The sequence below is a fragment of the Bradyrhizobium sp. AZCC 1719 genome (genome assembly GCF_036924525.1).
Lineage (GTDB): Bacteria > Pseudomonadota > Alphaproteobacteria > Rhizobiales > Xanthobacteraceae > Bradyrhizobium.
Window position 1 is genome coordinate 1314731 of record NZ_JAZHRU010000001.1, and the last position, 14993, is coordinate 1329723.

The 14993-nt window shown below is 64.5% G+C and carries 13 protein-coding genes; 6 read left to right on the forward strand and 7 right to left on the reverse strand.

Annotated elements, in window-relative coordinates; translation table 11 throughout:
* Positions 1-224: 224 nt before the first annotated feature.
* A complete protein-coding gene (locus V1292_RS06370) occupies positions 225-1511 on the forward strand; it encodes a DUF2235 domain-containing protein (protein WP_334371137.1) in 1287 nt (428 codons plus the stop codon).
* 370 nt (positions 1512-1881) lie between these two features.
* A complete protein-coding gene (locus V1292_RS06375) occupies positions 1882-3009 on the forward strand; it encodes a DUF2336 domain-containing protein (protein WP_334371139.1) in 1128 nt (375 codons plus the stop codon).
* 112 nt (positions 3010-3121) lie between these two features.
* Here the strand turns inward: V1292_RS06375 and V1292_RS06380 are convergent, their stop codons facing one another.
* From V1292_RS06380 to cobS, 4 genes are all read right to left on the reverse strand, one after another.
* Positions 3122-4234, reverse strand: coding sequence for an NADH:flavin oxidoreductase/NADH oxidase (locus V1292_RS06380; protein ID WP_334371141.1), 1113 nt, complete (start codon positions 4232-4234; stop codon positions 3122-3124).
* A gap of 89 nt (positions 4235-4323) precedes the next feature.
* Positions 4324-5391 (reverse strand): esterase-like activity of phytase family protein, encoded by a 1068-nt coding sequence (locus tag V1292_RS06385; protein ID WP_442895497.1) that lies wholly within the window; start codon positions 5389-5391, stop codon positions 4324-4326.
* A 4-nt stretch (positions 5392-5395) separates the two neighbouring features.
* Complete coding sequence (gene cobT, locus V1292_RS06390; protein WP_334371143.1) at positions 5396-7300, reverse strand: cobaltochelatase subunit CobT; 1905 nt, start codon at positions 7298-7300, stop codon at positions 5396-5398.
* Between the two features lie 136 nt (positions 7301-7436).
* Positions 7437-8435 (reverse strand): cobaltochelatase subunit CobS, encoded by a 999-nt coding sequence (gene cobS / locus V1292_RS06395; protein WP_065746623.1) that lies wholly within the window; start codon positions 8433-8435, stop codon positions 7437-7439.
* A gap of 301 nt (positions 8436-8736) precedes the next feature.
* Here cobS and V1292_RS06400 point away from each other — a divergent pair, with 301 nt between their 5' ends.
* Positions 8737-9396, forward strand: coding sequence for a DedA family protein (locus V1292_RS06400; RefSeq protein WP_334371145.1), 660 nt, complete (start codon positions 8737-8739; stop codon positions 9394-9396).
* On the opposite strand, the gene V1292_RS06405 is transcribed toward V1292_RS06400, so the two are convergent.
* Positions 9354-10571: a citrate synthase family protein gene (locus V1292_RS06405; protein ID WP_334371146.1), complete on the reverse strand. Its 1218-nt coding sequence runs from the start codon at positions 10569-10571 to the stop codon at positions 9354-9356. The genes V1292_RS06400 and V1292_RS06405 overlap by 43 nt on opposite strands.
* A gap of 73 nt (positions 10572-10644) precedes the next feature.
* On the opposite strand from V1292_RS06405, the gene V1292_RS06410 reads away from it, so the two are divergent.
* On the forward strand, positions 10645-11736 hold the full coding sequence (locus tag V1292_RS06410) for a citrate synthase/methylcitrate synthase (RefSeq protein ID WP_334371148.1): 1092 nt from the start codon (positions 10645-10647) through the stop codon (positions 11734-11736).
* Between the two features lie 174 nt (positions 11737-11910).
* Here the strand turns inward: V1292_RS06410 and V1292_RS06415 are convergent, their stop codons facing one another.
* Positions 11911-12558, reverse strand: coding sequence for a J domain-containing protein (locus V1292_RS06415; RefSeq protein WP_028347651.1), 648 nt, complete (start codon positions 12556-12558; stop codon positions 11911-11913).
* A 109-nt stretch (positions 12559-12667) separates the two neighbouring features.
* On the opposite strand from V1292_RS06415, the gene V1292_RS06420 reads away from it, so the two are divergent.
* Both V1292_RS06420 and V1292_RS06425 read left to right on the forward strand, forming a co-directional pair.
* Positions 12668-12943: a BolA family protein gene (locus V1292_RS06420; RefSeq protein ID WP_334371149.1), complete on the forward strand. Its 276-nt coding sequence runs from the start codon at positions 12668-12670 to the stop codon at positions 12941-12943.
* A 217-nt stretch (positions 12944-13160) separates the two neighbouring features.
* Positions 13161-13568, forward strand: a complete 408-nt coding sequence (locus V1292_RS06425; RefSeq protein WP_334371151.1) for a hypothetical protein — start codon at positions 13161-13163, stop codon at positions 13566-13568.
* A gap of 38 nt (positions 13569-13606) precedes the next feature.
* On the opposite strand, the gene V1292_RS06430 is transcribed toward V1292_RS06425, so the two are convergent.
* Positions 13607-14959, reverse strand: coding sequence for a hemolysin family protein (locus V1292_RS06430; protein ID WP_334371153.1), 1353 nt, complete (start codon positions 14957-14959; stop codon positions 13607-13609).
* Positions 14960-14993 lie beyond the last annotated feature (34 nt).

The window sequence follows — 14993 nt, forward strand, 5'->3', positions numbered from 1 at the left end:
GAAGAAGGCACGCTGAGATTTAGCTCCATCGGCGGATCAGAATTTGCAGCGGCCGGATCGAATGACCCAGCCGCTTTTTCTTGTGCATGCACTTGCAGGAAGAGACTGGCGTGCACCTGAAGATTCGCGCGGTCACCGAGGCGGCGTGACGCGGCGATACGCGCCGCCATCCAAAATCCCCAAACTTCGCTATACTCGCTCCGGTGGCATCGGGGGGCATCACCATGCGCAACATCATCATCTGCTGCGACGGCACCGGCAACGAGATTTCCGAGAACATCTCCAACGTGCTCAAGCTCTATCGCTGCCTGCGCAAGACGGAGAAGACCGAGCCGCGGCAGATGGTGTTTTACGATCCCGGCGTCGGCACGCTGGAGCGGCCGGACCCGTGGCACAAGCTCAAGCAGGATTTCAACGCCATCTTAGGCCTTGCCACCGGCTATGGGCTCGATGACAACGTGCTCGCGGCCTATGGCTTCCTGGTCCAGCATTATCGCGAAGGCGACCAGATCTATCTGTTCGGCTTTTCCCGCGGCGCCTATACCGTGCGGGTGCTGGCGGGGCTGGTGCACAAGATTGGATTGATCTCGCCCGAGCAGGTCAATCTCGCAGGAAGCGGCCTGATCGCCTACAAGCAGTTTTCCTCCGACGAGGCGCCGAAGCTGCGCCGCGAGATGAAGCTGCTCAGCGATGCCGGCGACGCGGGAGGGCCGCTGCCGCAGACGGCGTTCGACAATGCCGCGCAGTTCGCGCGCATCACCTCGGCCCGCTGGCCTGTGATCCGCTTCGTCGGCGTCTGGGATACGGTCGCGAGCGTGATCGTGCCGCGGGCCGATCGCTTCTATTGGCCGAGCCTGGAGGAGCTCGCGTTCACCATTGCGAACCCGAGCGTGCAGACGTTCCGGCAGGCGATCTCGATCGACGAGCGGCGCTGCATGTTCCGCTTAAAGAAGTGGGATGATCCGCAGACCTATAAGCCGGTGCGCTTCAACGACGTCCACGCCGAGCCGCAGGATATCCTGCAGGTGTGGTTCTCAGGCGTGCATGCCGATATCGGCGGCGGCTATCCGGAAAAGCAAAGCGGGCTTTCAAAATATCCGCTGCTCTGGATGATCGACGAGGCGGTGAAATGCGGGCTGAAGGTGAACCAGGCCACCGTCAACCAGCTCGCCTGGGGCATCCAGCGCAAGGGCAGCCCGTTCGCTTATGTCGCGCCTGACGTGCGCGGCGAGCTGCACGAGTCGCTGCGCGGCGCGTGGTGGCTGCTCGAATATCTGCCGAAGCGCGCGACATACAAGGAATGGCCGGCACGCGAGAGCCATTTCGGCTACTACATTCCCGACGCCGAGCCGCGGCTGATCCCGGACGGCGCGGTCATCCATGAGTCGGCGCTGCAGCGCATGGACGCGCTGCCGAGCTACCGGCCGGTGAACCTGCCGAAGCATTACGAGAAATTCCCGATGCCGACACCGCCGGCGCACGCGAGCGCGGAGGACGTCGCGGAATCGTAGGGTGGGCAAAGCGCAGCGTGCCCACCATACAAGCCGCGCTCGCAATGATGCGAAAGAGCAACGGGCTCCCCTTCCCTTCTCCCCTTGTGGGAGAAGGTGGATCGCTGACGCGTAGCGGCAGCGAGACGGATGAGGGGTCTGTCTCCGCGGAGAGAACCCCTCATCCGGCGCTTCGCGCCACCTTCTCCCACAAGGGGAGAAGGAAGAAAGCGCGCACGCCGCACCACTCGGCCACTGGCCTGGCGCCTCCGCAACCTTGCGGCCGCATTCCTGCCGCTGCGGAACCCAAATGGTTTACGAATCGTTCAACTCTGCTCCCTAATCTCACCTATCTGCTGCCAGAACCGGCCGGAAACGCTCAGGACGAGCGATGTTGGAACGATCGATCACCGAGGAGGTCGAGGCGGCCATCCAGGCCGGCTCGGCGGAAAAACATCTGGATGCGCTGAGGCAGGTCACCGACCTGTTTCTGCTGTCCGCCGACGGCTATTCCGGCGAGCAGATCGAGCTGTTCGGCGACGTGCTGGAACGGCTGATCCGCACCATCGAGCTGCGCGCGCTGGCCGATGTTTCCGCGCGCATTGCGCTTGCCGAATTGAGCACGCAGCTCGCTTCCGCCAAGCATGCGCCGCCGATCGTGATCCGACGGCTCGCGCACAATGACGAGATTTCGATCGCGCGTCCGGTGCTGACCGAATCGGCGCGGCTGACGGCCGAGGATCTGGTGGAGCTGGCGCAAACCAAGGGCGAGCAGCATCTGCTGGCGATCTCCGGGCGCTGGTGGCTGACCGAGATCGTCACCGATGCGCTGCTCAAGCGGCATTATCCCTCCGTCAGCCGGCGGCTCGTCACCAATCCCGGCGCGCGAATGTCGGCGAGCGGCTATGCCATCGTGCTGAAGCAGGCGGAGAGCGATCCTGATCTGGCGGTCGAGACCGGCATCCGCGTCGACCTGCCGGCCGAACAGCGCCGGCAACTGCTGCAGAGCGCAACGGAAGCCGTGCGCTCGCGGCTGTTGTCGCGCGCGCCGCCGCATCTGTTCGAGGAAATCCGCAACGCGATCGCCGCCGCCTCCACCGGCGCCCACCGCGAAATGTCGCGCACGCGCGATTTCGCTGCCGCCCGCCGCTTCGTCGCCGCGCTCGCCAAGCACGGCAAGCTCAACGAGCCGGAGCTCTTGGCATTTGCGAGAGAGCGGAAATACGCCGAGACGGTCGCCGCGCTCGCCGAACTATCAGGCTCGAGCGTCGACGTGATCCGGCCGGTGATGCAGAGCCTGCGCGATGACGGCGTGCTGATCCCCTGCCGCGTCGCCGGGTTGAACTGGGACACGGTGGCCGCCGTGCTCGACAGCCGCTTCGCCGCCGGATCGATGGGCCGGCACGAGCTCGCGAAAGCAAGAGAGCAATACGCAAAACTGACGGTCGAAAACGCCCGTCGCCTGCTGCGATTCTGGCAGGTCCGCGCCGTCGACGCGGCGCCGAAACCGCCGCGTTGAGGGATCATGTAGCCCGGATGAGCGAAGCGACATCCGGGACCGCTCTCGCGTCATCAATCCCGCATGTCGCTTCGCTCATGCGGGCTACGAAGCTACGAAGCGCGTATGCGCGCTACCGCGTGCCGAATGTGGTCGCGCCGAACAGCGCTTTCTGCGTCGAAGGCTGCGAGCGCCAGTATTGCGGCGGGGCGAACACTTCGCCGCCGAGTTCGGCGGCGGCATGCCAGCCCCAGCGCGGGTCGTAGAGCATGGCGCGGGCGAGCGCGACCATGTCGGCCTTGCCTGAGGCGACGATCTCCTCGGCCTGCTTCGGCTCGGTGACCAGCCCGACGGCAATGGTGGTGAGGCCTGTCGCTTCGCGGATCGCTTGCGCGAACGGCACCTGATAGCCGGGGCCGAGCGGAATTTTTTGCAGCGGCGACACGCCACCCGAGGACGCATCGATCCAGTCGACGCCGCGCTTTTTCAGCTCCTGCGCAAACTCGATGGTCTGCGCCAGATCCCAGCCGCCCTCGACCCAGTCGGTGCAGGAGACGCGCAATCCCACCGGCTTGTCATGCGGAAACGCGGCGCGCACCGCGTCGAATACTTCGAGCGGAAAGCGCATGCGATTTTGCAAGGAGCCGCCATATTGATCGGTGCGCCGGTTGGCGATCGGCGACAGGAACTGGTGCAGGAGATAGCCGTGCGCGGAATGCACCTCGATCGCGTCGATGCCGAGCCGCTCGGCGCGCTTGGTAGTCGCCACGAACGCATCGCGCACGCGCGCAAGCCCCGTGGCATCGAAGGCAACAGGCGGCGGCTCGCTCTCCTTGTGCGGGATCGCCGACGGCCCCTCCGCCCGCCAGCCGCCTTCGGCCACCGGGATCAACTGCCCGCCATCCCACGGCGTGTGGCTCGACGCCTTGCGGCCGGCATGCGCCAGCTGCATCATCACGGCGGCCTTCGAACGCTTGCGCACAGACGCCAGGATCGGCCTCAGCGCGGCTTCGGTGGCGTCATTGTAGAGGCCGAGGCAGCCCGGCGTGATCCGGCCGGTCGGCTCCACCGCAGTCGCCTCGATGCAGAAGACGCTCGCCCCCGACAGCGCCAGCGAATTGATATGGGTGAAGTGCCAGTCATTGGCCTCGCCATCGACGGCCGAATACTGGCACATCGGCGCCACCATGATGCGGTTGGCGAGGTTGAGGCCGCGCAGCTTGATCGGGGTAAACAAAGCGCTCATGGGGACATTATCCGGACTGGAGGACAGCGAGCCTTATGGTGTAACGAGCCGGCCCTGTCGCCTCAACCCGCGCCGGCTGCAACCCACCCCTACTCTACCAGCGCGAATTGCAGCAGCAGATTGCGCTGGATCATCGAGAAATTGTCGTCGGAGACAAGCGTCAGGACCGTTTCGCCCTCCGGCGTGACATGGGCGTCGATGCCTTCCAGATTGTCGATCTCGCTGCCGAGGTCGGCCTCGAAGATCACGGGGCCGTCGATAACTGCCCCGGGGGCGATAGAGGCAAGTGCTATGCGGCGGATGCGGATGCCGACGCCGCCGAGCCAGGAGAATTTGCGCTCAAGCAGCAGCAGCCCACCGGACGGCAACAGCACCGCGTCGCTGATATCGAAATTGTCGCTGCGGCGGATGCTGAACAGCCCCAGCGTCCTGCCGATCAGGAAGGCTGTGATGTTGCCCTGCGCATCGAGCCCGCGTTCGGAGATCGCGATCAGCGTTCCCGCCAGCGGCAAGCCCTTCGGCACCACGACAAGCGCCTCGATTCCCTTGTTGTTGGGCAGCTTGCGCACGCCCAGCGGCAACTGAATCAATTCGCCATGCGCGCGGGTAAATCCCTTGGAAAAGTCGAAGCGCAGGATCTGATTGACGCGCTCGAGACCGACATAGACCAGCGAGCCGTCGAGCGCGATCGCCTCGGTGTCGTACCAGCCGCGCGAGGTGATCGGCTTGCCGTCGGGACCCAGCACCGGCGAGGCCTCGACATCGTCGAGTCCGGTCATCTCGCGGCCCTTGTAGACAATGCGGCCGGTGAACCAGCCCCCCTTGTCGCTGACGGCGATGAAGCGCTCGCCCTTTGGATCCAGCCGCAGGCCGGACAAGCCGCCGAAGCCGCGAAACCGCGAGGTGAGAATCAGTCCGCTGCGAAATTCGAGTTCGCCGAACCGCACACGCGAGCGGTCGCGGGTGTCGAACGACTGCAGCGGCCTTGCATTGACGTCGATCGAAGCTGGCGCACTGACCGAGAACTCGTCGGGAACGGCCTGCCTCGGCGGCCGTTGAACGGCGGTCTGCGCCAATGCCGCGCCGGGCACGGCAGCCATGGAAAGCCCCGCCGCTGCATATTTCAAAACGCGGCGGCGGCCTATGAGCGGGGGCATGCGCTCACGAGTGCAGGCGGCGCGGCCGGTGGTGGCCCGTGGCAGGCGCGGCGCCGTGGGTCTCGCTGAACAACTCGGCGAGTTTTTCGGTGATGGCGCCGCCGAGCTCCTCGGCATCGACGATGGTGACCGCGCGGCGGTAGTAGCGAGTGACGTCGTGACCGATGCCGATCGCGATCAGTTCGACCGGCGAACGGGTCTCGATCTCCTCGATGATGTGGCGCAGATGCCGCTCGAGGTAGTTGCCGGGATTGACCGACAGCGTGGAATCGTCCACCGGCGCGCCGTCCGAAATCATCATCAGGATCTTGCGCTGCTCGGCGCGACCGAGCAGTCGCTTGTGCGCCCAGTCCAGCGCCTCGCCGTCGATGTTTTCCTTCAGCAGCCCCTCGCGCATCATCAGGCCGAGATTCTTGCGCGAACGGCGCCAGGGCGCGTCGGCGGACTTGTAGATGATGTGGCGGAGATCGTTGAGCCGGCCGGGATTGGCCGGCTTGCCGGCCGCGAGCCAGGCCTCGCGGGACTGGCCGCCCTTCCAGGCGCGGGTGGTAAAACCCAAAATCTCGACCTTGACGCCGCAACGCTCCAGCGTGCGCGCGAGAATGTCGGCGCAAGTGGCCGCCACCGTGATCGGCCGGCCGCGCATCGAACCGGAATTATCGAGCAGCAGCGTCACCACGGTATCGCGGAAGGTTGCTTCCTTCTCGTGCATGAAGGACAGCGGGTGATAGGGATCGGTGACCACGCGCGACAGGCGTGCCGGGTCGAGGATGCCTTCCTCGAGATCGAACTCCCAGGCCCGGTTTTGCTGCGCCATCAGGCGGCGCTGCAGCCGGTTGGCGAGCCGCGCCACGATGCCCTGCAGATGCGCGAGCTGCTTGTCGAGGTAGGAGCGCAGCCGCTCCAGCTCGTCATGGTCGCAGAGATCTTCGGCGGCGATGACCTCGTCGAATTTCGGTGCAAAGGCGTGATATTCCGGGCCGCGCGGCTCGTTGGCGCCACGCGTATTCGGCCGCGTCGCTTCGCCCGGCGTCTCGTCGTCGCCGAGTTCGCCGTCGTCGAACGTATCTGACGTAGAAGCCTGCGCGCTCTCCATCGCGCTTTCCGACATTTCGTCGGTGGAAGCCTGCGCCTGGTCGGCGCTCATTTCCTGCGCGGCATCGGAATCGGGCGAGCCCTCGGCGCCGGACTGATCGCTCTCGCCGTCCTGGTTCTCGTCATCGTTTTCGTCGTCATCGGCGTCCGCATCGCGGTCGTCGCCGAGGTCGAGCGCCGACAAGAGGTCGTGCACGAGATCGCCGAACTTGGCCTGGTCCTCGGTGACGCGGCTGAGTTGGTCGAGCCGGGTGCCGATCTTGTCTTCCAGCGCCGGACGCCAGAGATCGACCATTTTTTTCGCAGCCGTCGGCGGCGCAAGGCCCGTCAGCCGTTCGCGCACCAGCATCGCCAGCGCATCCGACAGCGGCGCATCGGCGCGGTCGGTGATCTCGTCGTATTTGCCGCGATGAAAGTGATCGTCGAGCATCGCGGTAAGGTTCTTCGCCACACCCGCCATCCGCCGCGAGCCGATGGCCTCGACACGGGCCTGCTCCACCGCCTCGAACACGCCGCGCGCCTGCGGATTTCCCGGCATCAGCTTGCGATGCACCTTGGGATCATGACAGGCGAGCTTCAACGCGACCGAATCGGCGTGCCCCCGCACGATCGCAGCATCCCGCTTGGTCATCTTGCGGGCCGGCTCCGGCAACCGCGCCTTGCCCGGTGCAAGACCGGGACGCTCGGCCGCGAATGTCACTTCAAGTTCTGGCGCCTTCGCGATCGCGCGCAGGCACGAGGTCACCGCGCGCTTGAACGGTTCGGTCGGGGCTTCCTTGGAGCCGGTGCGGAATTTGATGTTCGACGTCGTCATTACGTTTCTATCACCCGTCGTCCCTGCGAAAGCAGGGACCCATAACCACCAGCGGTCGTTAATTCACCCGACGTTGGCAGCATCCTTCCATCGAAAGTCCTCGGCGCATGGGTTCCCGCTTTCGCGGGAACGACAGCTACGAAAGCGCCACGTTTACCGAGCTCTCGGGCAGCTCCTGGTTGAAGCAGCGCTGATAGAATTCGGCCACCAGCGGCCGCTCCAGCTCGTCGCACTTGTTGAGGAAGGTGACGCGGAACGCGAAGCCGATGTCGCCGAAGATGTCGGAGTTCTCGGCCCAGGTGATCACGGTGCGCGGGCTCATCACCGTCGACAAATCGCCATTGGCGAATGCGTTACGGGTGAGATCGGCCAGCCGCACCATCTTGTTGACGATGTCGCGACCTTCCTGGGTGCGGTAGTGATGCGCCTTGGCCAGCACGATCTCGACTTCCTCGTCATGCGCCAGATAGTTCAGCGTGGTGACGATCGACCAGCGGTCCATCTGGCCCTGGTTGATCTGCTGGGTGCCGTGATAGAGGCCCGAGGTGTCGCCGAGGCCGACCGTGTTGGCGGTCGAAAACAGGCGGAACGCCGGGTGCGGCTTGATCACCTTGTTCTGGTCCAACAGCGTCAGGCGGCCGGAGACTTCCAGCACGCGCTGGATCACGAACATCACGTCGGGGCGGCCGGCGTCGTATTCGTCGAACACCAGCGCAATGTTGTGCTGCAGCGCCCAGGGCAGGATGCCGTCGCGGAATTCGGTGACCTGCTTACCGTCCTTGATGACGATCGAGTCCTTGCCGACCAGATCGATACGGCTGATGTGGCTGTCCAGGTTGACGCGCACGCAGGGCCAGTTCAGCCTTGCGGCGACCTGCTCGATGTGGGTCGATTTGCCGGTGCCGTGGTAGCCGGTGACCATGACGCGGCGGTTCTTGGCGAAACCGGCGAGAATCGCGAGCGTGGTGGCGCGGTCGAAGCGGTAGTCCGAATCGACTTCCGGCACATGCGGGTCGACTTCGGAATAGGCCGGCACTTCGAGGTCGCTGTCGATACCGAAAACCTGCCGGACCGACACCTTCATGTCGGGCAGTCCGACGGGCTCCGAAACTTTGCTCATGGCGGCGGTCGTCATCAATCCTCCGAGGTCCCGGGCGTTCCCGAAACCAGATCTGTTGAATGGCTGCGGATGGGGGCTAACGTGAACCTAGCAGAGAGCAGGGGCCGGCAGAAGCCCGCGGCGCAATCAAAGTTCCATTGCCTTATCATTGAGATAAGCCATCTCTCGAGTTTTTGGAGGGCTGCTCTGCGAATCACGCCGCACTTTTGCCGGCTTGGCCACTTTGCCGGGCCATGCCGAAGGTCTGCCGGCACTTTCGGCCCCTGCCCGGGCTTGGTAGCTCTGGGTCCAGGCGGCCACCCACAGGACGGCAGTCGTGACTTCATTCCTCGATCCCGTGATTGCAGTCGTATCGGCCCATCCGTGGCTGGCCTACCTGACGCTATTTCTGGCGGCCCTCCTGGAAGCGATCCCGGTCGCAGGCGCGCTGGTTCCGGGCTCGACCATCATCCTTGCGCTGAGTGCACTGGTGCCCGGCGGCGAACTGAAGCTGTGGGGCGTGCTGGCAGCCGCAATCGCCGGCGCCATACTCGGCGACGGATTGGCGTTCTGGGCCGGCCATCGCTCGCAACGCGAAATTCTCAACGCCTGGCCGATGTCGAAATATCCAGGCGTGATGGCGCAGAGCGAGACGTTCTTCCACCGCTGGGGAACGCTGGCGGTGTTGTTCGCGCGCTTTGTGCCGCCGATCCGCGCCTTCGTACCTGTGACGGCCGGCGCGCTCGGGATGCCGCCGATGCTGTTCTTCAGCGTCAATATCCCGGCGGTACTCGCCTGGGCGTTGGCGCATGTGTTGCCAGGTGTGCTCGCGGTCTCGGCATTGCATGAATATGCCGGCCTGCCGCATCACCAACACACTGGCAAGCATCTGTGGATTCTGGCCGTGTTCGCGGCGGCGATCATCACGTTCGGCATCTGGACGCTGCGCCGCCGTCAGGCGCGGACGGGGCTCCGTCCCGGTGCGGGGCCGACATAGCGCGCGCGGGGCCGGATCAGCCGGCCATGGCGCAATTGCTCGCAGGCATGCGCGATCCATCCGACCGTTCGCGCCATGGAAAACAGCACCAGTTCATGGCCCGGCGGCAGGCCGAGCGTGTGCACCAGCACCGCAAGGGCATAGTCGATATTGACGAACTCGCCGGTCGCTTCGGCGATCCGCTCGGGGATTTCATGGGTAAACTTACGGTCCGCGCCCGAGCGTGCCAGCACCTCCAAAAGCGCCCACGCACGGGGGTCACCATGCTTATAGACCCCATGACCAAAGCCCGCGAAGCGTTCGCCGAGCGCGACGCGCTCGCGGATGACGGGGGCGACCTCGCCATTGGCAAGCGTCTTCAAAAGCTGCGCCGCCAGCACGCCGGCGCCGCCGTGCTTCGGGCCCTTCAGCGCGACGAGACCGGCGATCATGGCATCGTAGAGATTTAGCCCGGTCGAGGCCGCGCAGCGCACGGTGAACGTCGAGGCATTCAGCTCATGATCGGCCAGCAGCACCAGCGCGCGGCGGATCAGATCGGCCGCGTGCTTGTGCTCCGGCGCCCAGACGCGTGCGATCTGCAAGTGAAGCGGCTTTGCCGAGGATTTGGCGTTCAGCATGGTCGCGACCACGAGGCGCATGATGCGGCCACCCAGCATCGCGCGCTCTTCGTCGGCGCGGGTGAAGGCCTTCGGGTCAGCCCTGGCGGCGAGCGCCAGCACGGCGATGGCGCGATCGATCGCATTAGCCCCACGTGCGGCCTCGGCCACGGCGCGCATTTCGTCCGACACAACAGGACAATTGTTCTGATCGAAGGGATCGACGCCTGTGACATCCCACAACAGCGTCGCGGCATGTTCGAGCGTGTCGCGCTCGGCGAGATCGATGCAGTTGACGCCGCGATAAATCGCGCCGTCCTCGGTGATGGTTCCGACGGCCGAATCCATCACCGGCAGATCGGCGTCGAAGCTGCGCAGGCCGCGCGGCTCCGGCGACGGTGCGCGCCGCTCTTTCAGTGTGCGGACGTCCTCGGCCCGGTAGCGGTGGCTGCGAGAATCCTCCGACGGTTCCGACCGGATCAGGCCACGGCTGACATAGGCGTAGAGGGTCGCCTGGGAGATCGCGAGTTCGGCGGAGGCCTCGCGGGCCGAGAGGTAAAGCCCGGCGGGTTTTTTCATATTGATTTACATAATCAAGATTGATCAAGTTGTCGAGAGGCCCGACCTTTGCAGCAGGCAAAGGAGAGCCCTCATGAACATGCAGATTTCCAAGACCCCGATCGGCCTCGACGGTATTCCGGCCGCCGAAACCGTCCTCAGCCATGTCGACGGCGAGCGCGGCGAACTGATCATCGCCGGCGAACGGGTCGGCGACCTCGCGGGCAAGTCGAGTTTCGAAGGCGTGACCGCGCGGCTGTGGAACGCCGCAATGGGAACCTCGCTCAACGAAGCCAATGTGCGCTCAAGGCTCGGCGCTGCGCGGGAACGCGCATTCGCACGGCTACCCGAATTGCTGCCGGCAACGCGTGGCATGTCGATTGTCGACGGCTTTCGCGCAGCCGTTGCCGGCCTGCGCGGCGAGAACGGACTTGAGCACGAGGCGACCATCGTCGGCGCATTGCCTGTGATCGCGGGCGCGCTGCTGCAGCGGGCCAAAGGCGAGGACCCGATCGCGCCCGACCCGACCGTTGGCCATGCCGCCGACACGCTGTCGATGCTGCGCGGCCGCAAAGCCGAACCGCGCGAGATCACCGCGCTGGACACCTACTTCGTCACCGTCTGCGACCACGGCATGAACGCGTCGACCTTCGCGACGCGCGTCGTAGCCTCGACCCAAGCGGATTTGTTCGCAGCCGTCACGGCCGGTTACTGCGCCCTGACCGGGCCGCTGCATGGCGGCGCGCCTGAGCCGGTGCTGGAGATGCTGGATGCGATCGGCTCGACCGAGCGCATCAAGCCGTGGGTCGACAGCGCACTGGCCCGCGGCGAGCGGCTGATGGGATTCGGCCACCGCGTCTATCGCGTCCGCGACCCACGCGCAGATGTGCTCAAGCGCGCGATCGAGCGGCTCGCAGGAAGCGGCACCGATCTGCCGTTCGCGGGCGAGGTCGAGGCCTACATCCGCGACGCATTGCGACGGAAAAATCCCGACCGCCCGCTCGACACCAATGTGGAGTTCTTCACCGCAATCCTGCTCGACGCGCTGAAGATTCCGCGGCAGGCGTTTACGCCGATCTTTGCGGTGGCGCGCGCCGCAGGCTGGACCGCGCATGCCCGCGAGCAGCAGCGTGGCGGCCGGCTGATCCGGCCGAGTTCGGCGTATGTCGGACCAATGCCAGGGTGAACGGGCCAAGACCGCGTATTAGGCAACAGCGGAGCCCACATCTCCGCCGTCGTCCCTGCGGACGAGCGACCCATAACCACAAATGCGTATTGTCTCGCGAAAGCCGTCGACCAGTGGAATGAAATCGAGACGCCGCGGCGTATGGGTCCCTGCGGTCCGCAGGGACGACGAAAACTACGCCCGCACCACCGTCTTCAGATAATTATACGCCTTGATGATCTCGATCAGGCGGTCCTCGGTAGAGCGGTCGCCGCCATTGGCGTCGGGATGGTGCTGCTTGACCAGCGCCTTGTACTTGGCCTTGACGTCATCGAGCGTTGCTTCGGCGGAAAGCCCCATCACCTGCAGCGCCTTGCGCTCGGCGTTCATCACCTTGCGCGTTTCGGTCTTGGCCTGCGCGCCCGGCCCCGGCCGCCAGCGGCCGCGACCGTTGAGCTCGGAGAACATGCTGAACGGATCGGCGGCGCCGTCAAAGTCCTCGGCGCTGGGCTGCTTGCCCTTCTTGCCGGCGGTATTGGCGCCCATCTTCCAGGTCGGGCGATGGCCGGTCAGCGCATCCTTCTGATAGCGCGCGACGGCATCGGCGTTCATGCCCTGGAAGAAATTGTAGGATTGGTTGTATTCGCGCACATGGTTGAGACAGAAGTGCCAGTACTCGCGGGAATTCTCCCGGCCCTTGGGCGCGCGGTGCGGGCCCTTGTTCTGGCAGCCCGCCCACTCGCACATGGCGGCTTCCTCGCGCGCCTGCGCCTGCTGCTTCGCGCTCAGCTTGTTGGGCTTGATGCGAATGGAATCGAAGAACTTGGATGAATCAATCGGCATGGCTGACTATGACTACGCAATGCGAAAGGCTTCAAGTCTTGACATTGCGAATACCTCCGTTCGGATGTGCCATTGACGGGAAGCGGACACAGAATTATCTGCCACCATCATGAGCACCAGGGACATTATCATAAACAAGTTGCGTGAAGCTTTCTTGCCGGAAAGCCTCGACGTCGCGGACGAATCTCATCTGCATGAGGGCCATGCGGGCCACCGGCCAGGCGGTGAGACGCATTTCAGGGTTTATATCGTATCTGAAGCCTTCGAAGGGAAGAGCCGGGTTGAACGCCACCGCATGGTAAATGCGACGCTTGCGGCGGAACTTGAGGGCGCCGTCCATGCACTTGCCATCAGGGCGCAGGCGCCCCGGGAAGGTCAGGGCTGAAGAATCCGATCAACCCGATCTTGAAGTGCGCCGACAGACAGGCCGAAGACCTGTGGCTTTTGCTCAAGATCGCGCAGACGGCACAACCGTTTTGATTTATCTGTTGACTGCTGGGCGATGGACGCAGTTCCATCCGAACCGGGGCCGGAGCGGCCCCAATGCCATCGCCGCTCGATAGGGTCGTCCGATGCAGCATTGGGTACGCTTCAGATGGGCCGTGGCCGTGATCGTCCTGGTTGCGTCAACCAAGGCACAAGCGCTGGACATGCCGAGCCCGTTTGTCCAGGAGGTGCTCATCAAGAGCATTCTGGTGACGCTCAACGACGCGGTGGCATCGGACAATTTCACGGTCCTGCACGCCAAGATTTCAAAGCCGTTCCGCGACCAGTTTCCGCCCGACAAGCTACGGACTGTCTTCAAGGACCTGGTCGAGAAGCACGCCGTGTTCGACGCGATCGTCGCCAGCCCGGTCATTCCGGAAGAGGACGCCAAGATCGATGACAAGGGTGTGCTGCGCCTGAAGGGCCGCTTCGACACCACGCCGAAAAAGGTGAAGTATCAGCTCGGCTTCATTCCCTCCGACGGCCAGTGGAAACTCTCTGGCGTTACGATCGATATTGAATAGCTCAAGATCCCGTCAGCGGCCCATGCGCGGAGAGGCGCTCAGAACGCCGTCCCCGCCCGCTTAGGCTTCGGATACTCCGCGTCGGTTTCGCGCGGCAGCGGCGTGATCTTCAGCGCGGTGATACGGTTGCGCTCGCGGCGCAGCACGCGGAAGCGGCAACCGTGGAAGGTAAAATTCTGGCCGCGTTCGGGAATCGAGCGCGCCTCGTGAATCACGAGGCCGGCGACCGTCGTCGCCTCCTCGTCGGGCAGATGCCAGTTCATGGCGCGGTTGAGATCGCGGATCGGCACCGAGCCATCCACCACGACGGAGCCGTCGGCCTGGACTCGGACGCCGGCGACCACGACGTCATGCTCGTCGGAAATATCGCCGACGATCTCTTCCAGGACGTCTTCCAGCGTCACCATGCCTTCGACCTCGCCATATTCGTCGACGACGAGCGCAAAATGGGTCTTGCGGCGGCGGAACGCCTTCAACTGTTCGGACAGGGGCCGCATCTCCGGCACGAACCAGGGCGGCAGCATGATCGCTGAAACGTCGATGCGAGAAGTGTCGCCTTCGGACGCACGGATCGCGCGCAGCAGGTCCTTGGCGTGCAGCACGCCGATAATGTTCTCCGGCTTGTCGCGCCACAGGGGAATGCGGGTGTACTCGGTCGCCAGCACCTCGCGCACCAGTTCGTCCGGCGGCAGGTCGGCATTGATCATCACCATCGCGGTGCGATGCACCATGACATCAGATACGGCGAGATCGCCGAAGCGGAAGACATTGTGGATGTACTCGGCCTCGCCGCTTTCGATGCCGCCGTGCACGGCGGATTCCTCCACCAGCCCCTCGATCTCGGAATCGGTGAGGATTTCGTGCTGGGAAGATTCCTTGACGCCGAACATGCGCAGGATCCCGCGGGAGGCGGCGTTGAGCAGCCAGTTGAGCGGATAGAACACCAGATAGGACAAATAGAGCGGGTACGCGATCCATTGCGAGACCGGCGTCGGCTGGCGAATCGCAAATGTCTTCGGCACCTGCTCGCCGATCACGATGTGCAGCGAGGAGAACACCAAAAAGCCCGCCAGAAACGAGACGAAGTGCAGCGTGCGTTCCGACATTCCGAGCGGGACAAGCAGCGGCTCGAGCAGCGCCGAAACGGTGGGTTCGCCGACCCAGCCGAGACCGAGGGAGGCCATGGTGATGCCGAGTTGGCAGCAGGCGAGATAGGCCTCGATATTGCCCATCATGCCTTGCAGCAGGTGCGCGCCGAACCGGTCCTGCTCGACCATTGCCCTGATGCGAAACCCGCGGCTCTTGACCAGCGCAAACTCGGCGGCCACGTAAAACGCGTTGGCGGCGAGCAGCAAGATCGCGAGCAGCAGATTGAACGCGGTCGAACTCATATATTCCTCGTGACGGCCCCGGCCCCGCGCGACG

Excerpts from the sequence above, each read along its gene's own strand:
- V1292_RS06370 (WP_334371137.1), top strand. The coding sequence starts at position 225 with ATGCGCAACATCATCATCTGCTGCGACGGCACCGGCAACGAGATTTCC.
- V1292_RS06375 (WP_334371139.1), top strand. The coding sequence starts at position 1,882 with ATGTTGGAACGATCGATCACCGAGGAGGTCGAGGCGGCCATCCAGGCC.
- V1292_RS06380 (WP_334371141.1), bottom strand. The coding sequence starts at position 4,234 with ATGAGCGCTTTGTTTACCCCGATCAAGCTGCGCGGCCTCAACCTCGCC.
- V1292_RS06385 (WP_442895497.1), bottom strand. The coding sequence starts at position 5,391 with ATGCCCCCGCTCATAGGCCGCCGCCGCGTTTTGAAATATGCAGCGGCG.
- cobT (WP_334371143.1), bottom strand. The coding sequence starts at position 7,300 with ATGACGACGTCGAACATCAAATTCCGCACCGGCTCCAAGGAAGCCCCG.
- cobS (WP_065746623.1), bottom strand. The coding sequence starts at position 8,435 with ATGACGACCGCCGCCATGAGCAAAGTTTCGGAGCCCGTCGGACTGCCC.
- V1292_RS06405 (WP_334371146.1), bottom strand. The coding sequence starts at position 10,571 with ATGAAAAAACCCGCCGGGCTTTACCTCTCGGCCCGCGAGGCCTCCGCC.
- V1292_RS06410 (WP_334371148.1), top strand. The coding sequence starts at position 10,645 with ATGAACATGCAGATTTCCAAGACCCCGATCGGCCTCGACGGTATTCCG.
- V1292_RS06415 (WP_028347651.1), bottom strand. The coding sequence starts at position 12,558 with ATGCCGATTGATTCATCCAAGTTCTTCGATTCCATTCGCATCAAGCCC.
- V1292_RS06420 (WP_334371149.1), top strand. The coding sequence starts at position 12,668 with ATGAGCACCAGGGACATTATCATAAACAAGTTGCGTGAAGCTTTCTTG.
- V1292_RS06430 (WP_334371153.1), bottom strand. The coding sequence starts at position 14,959 with ATGAGTTCGACCGCGTTCAATCTGCTGCTCGCGATCTTGCTGCTCGCC.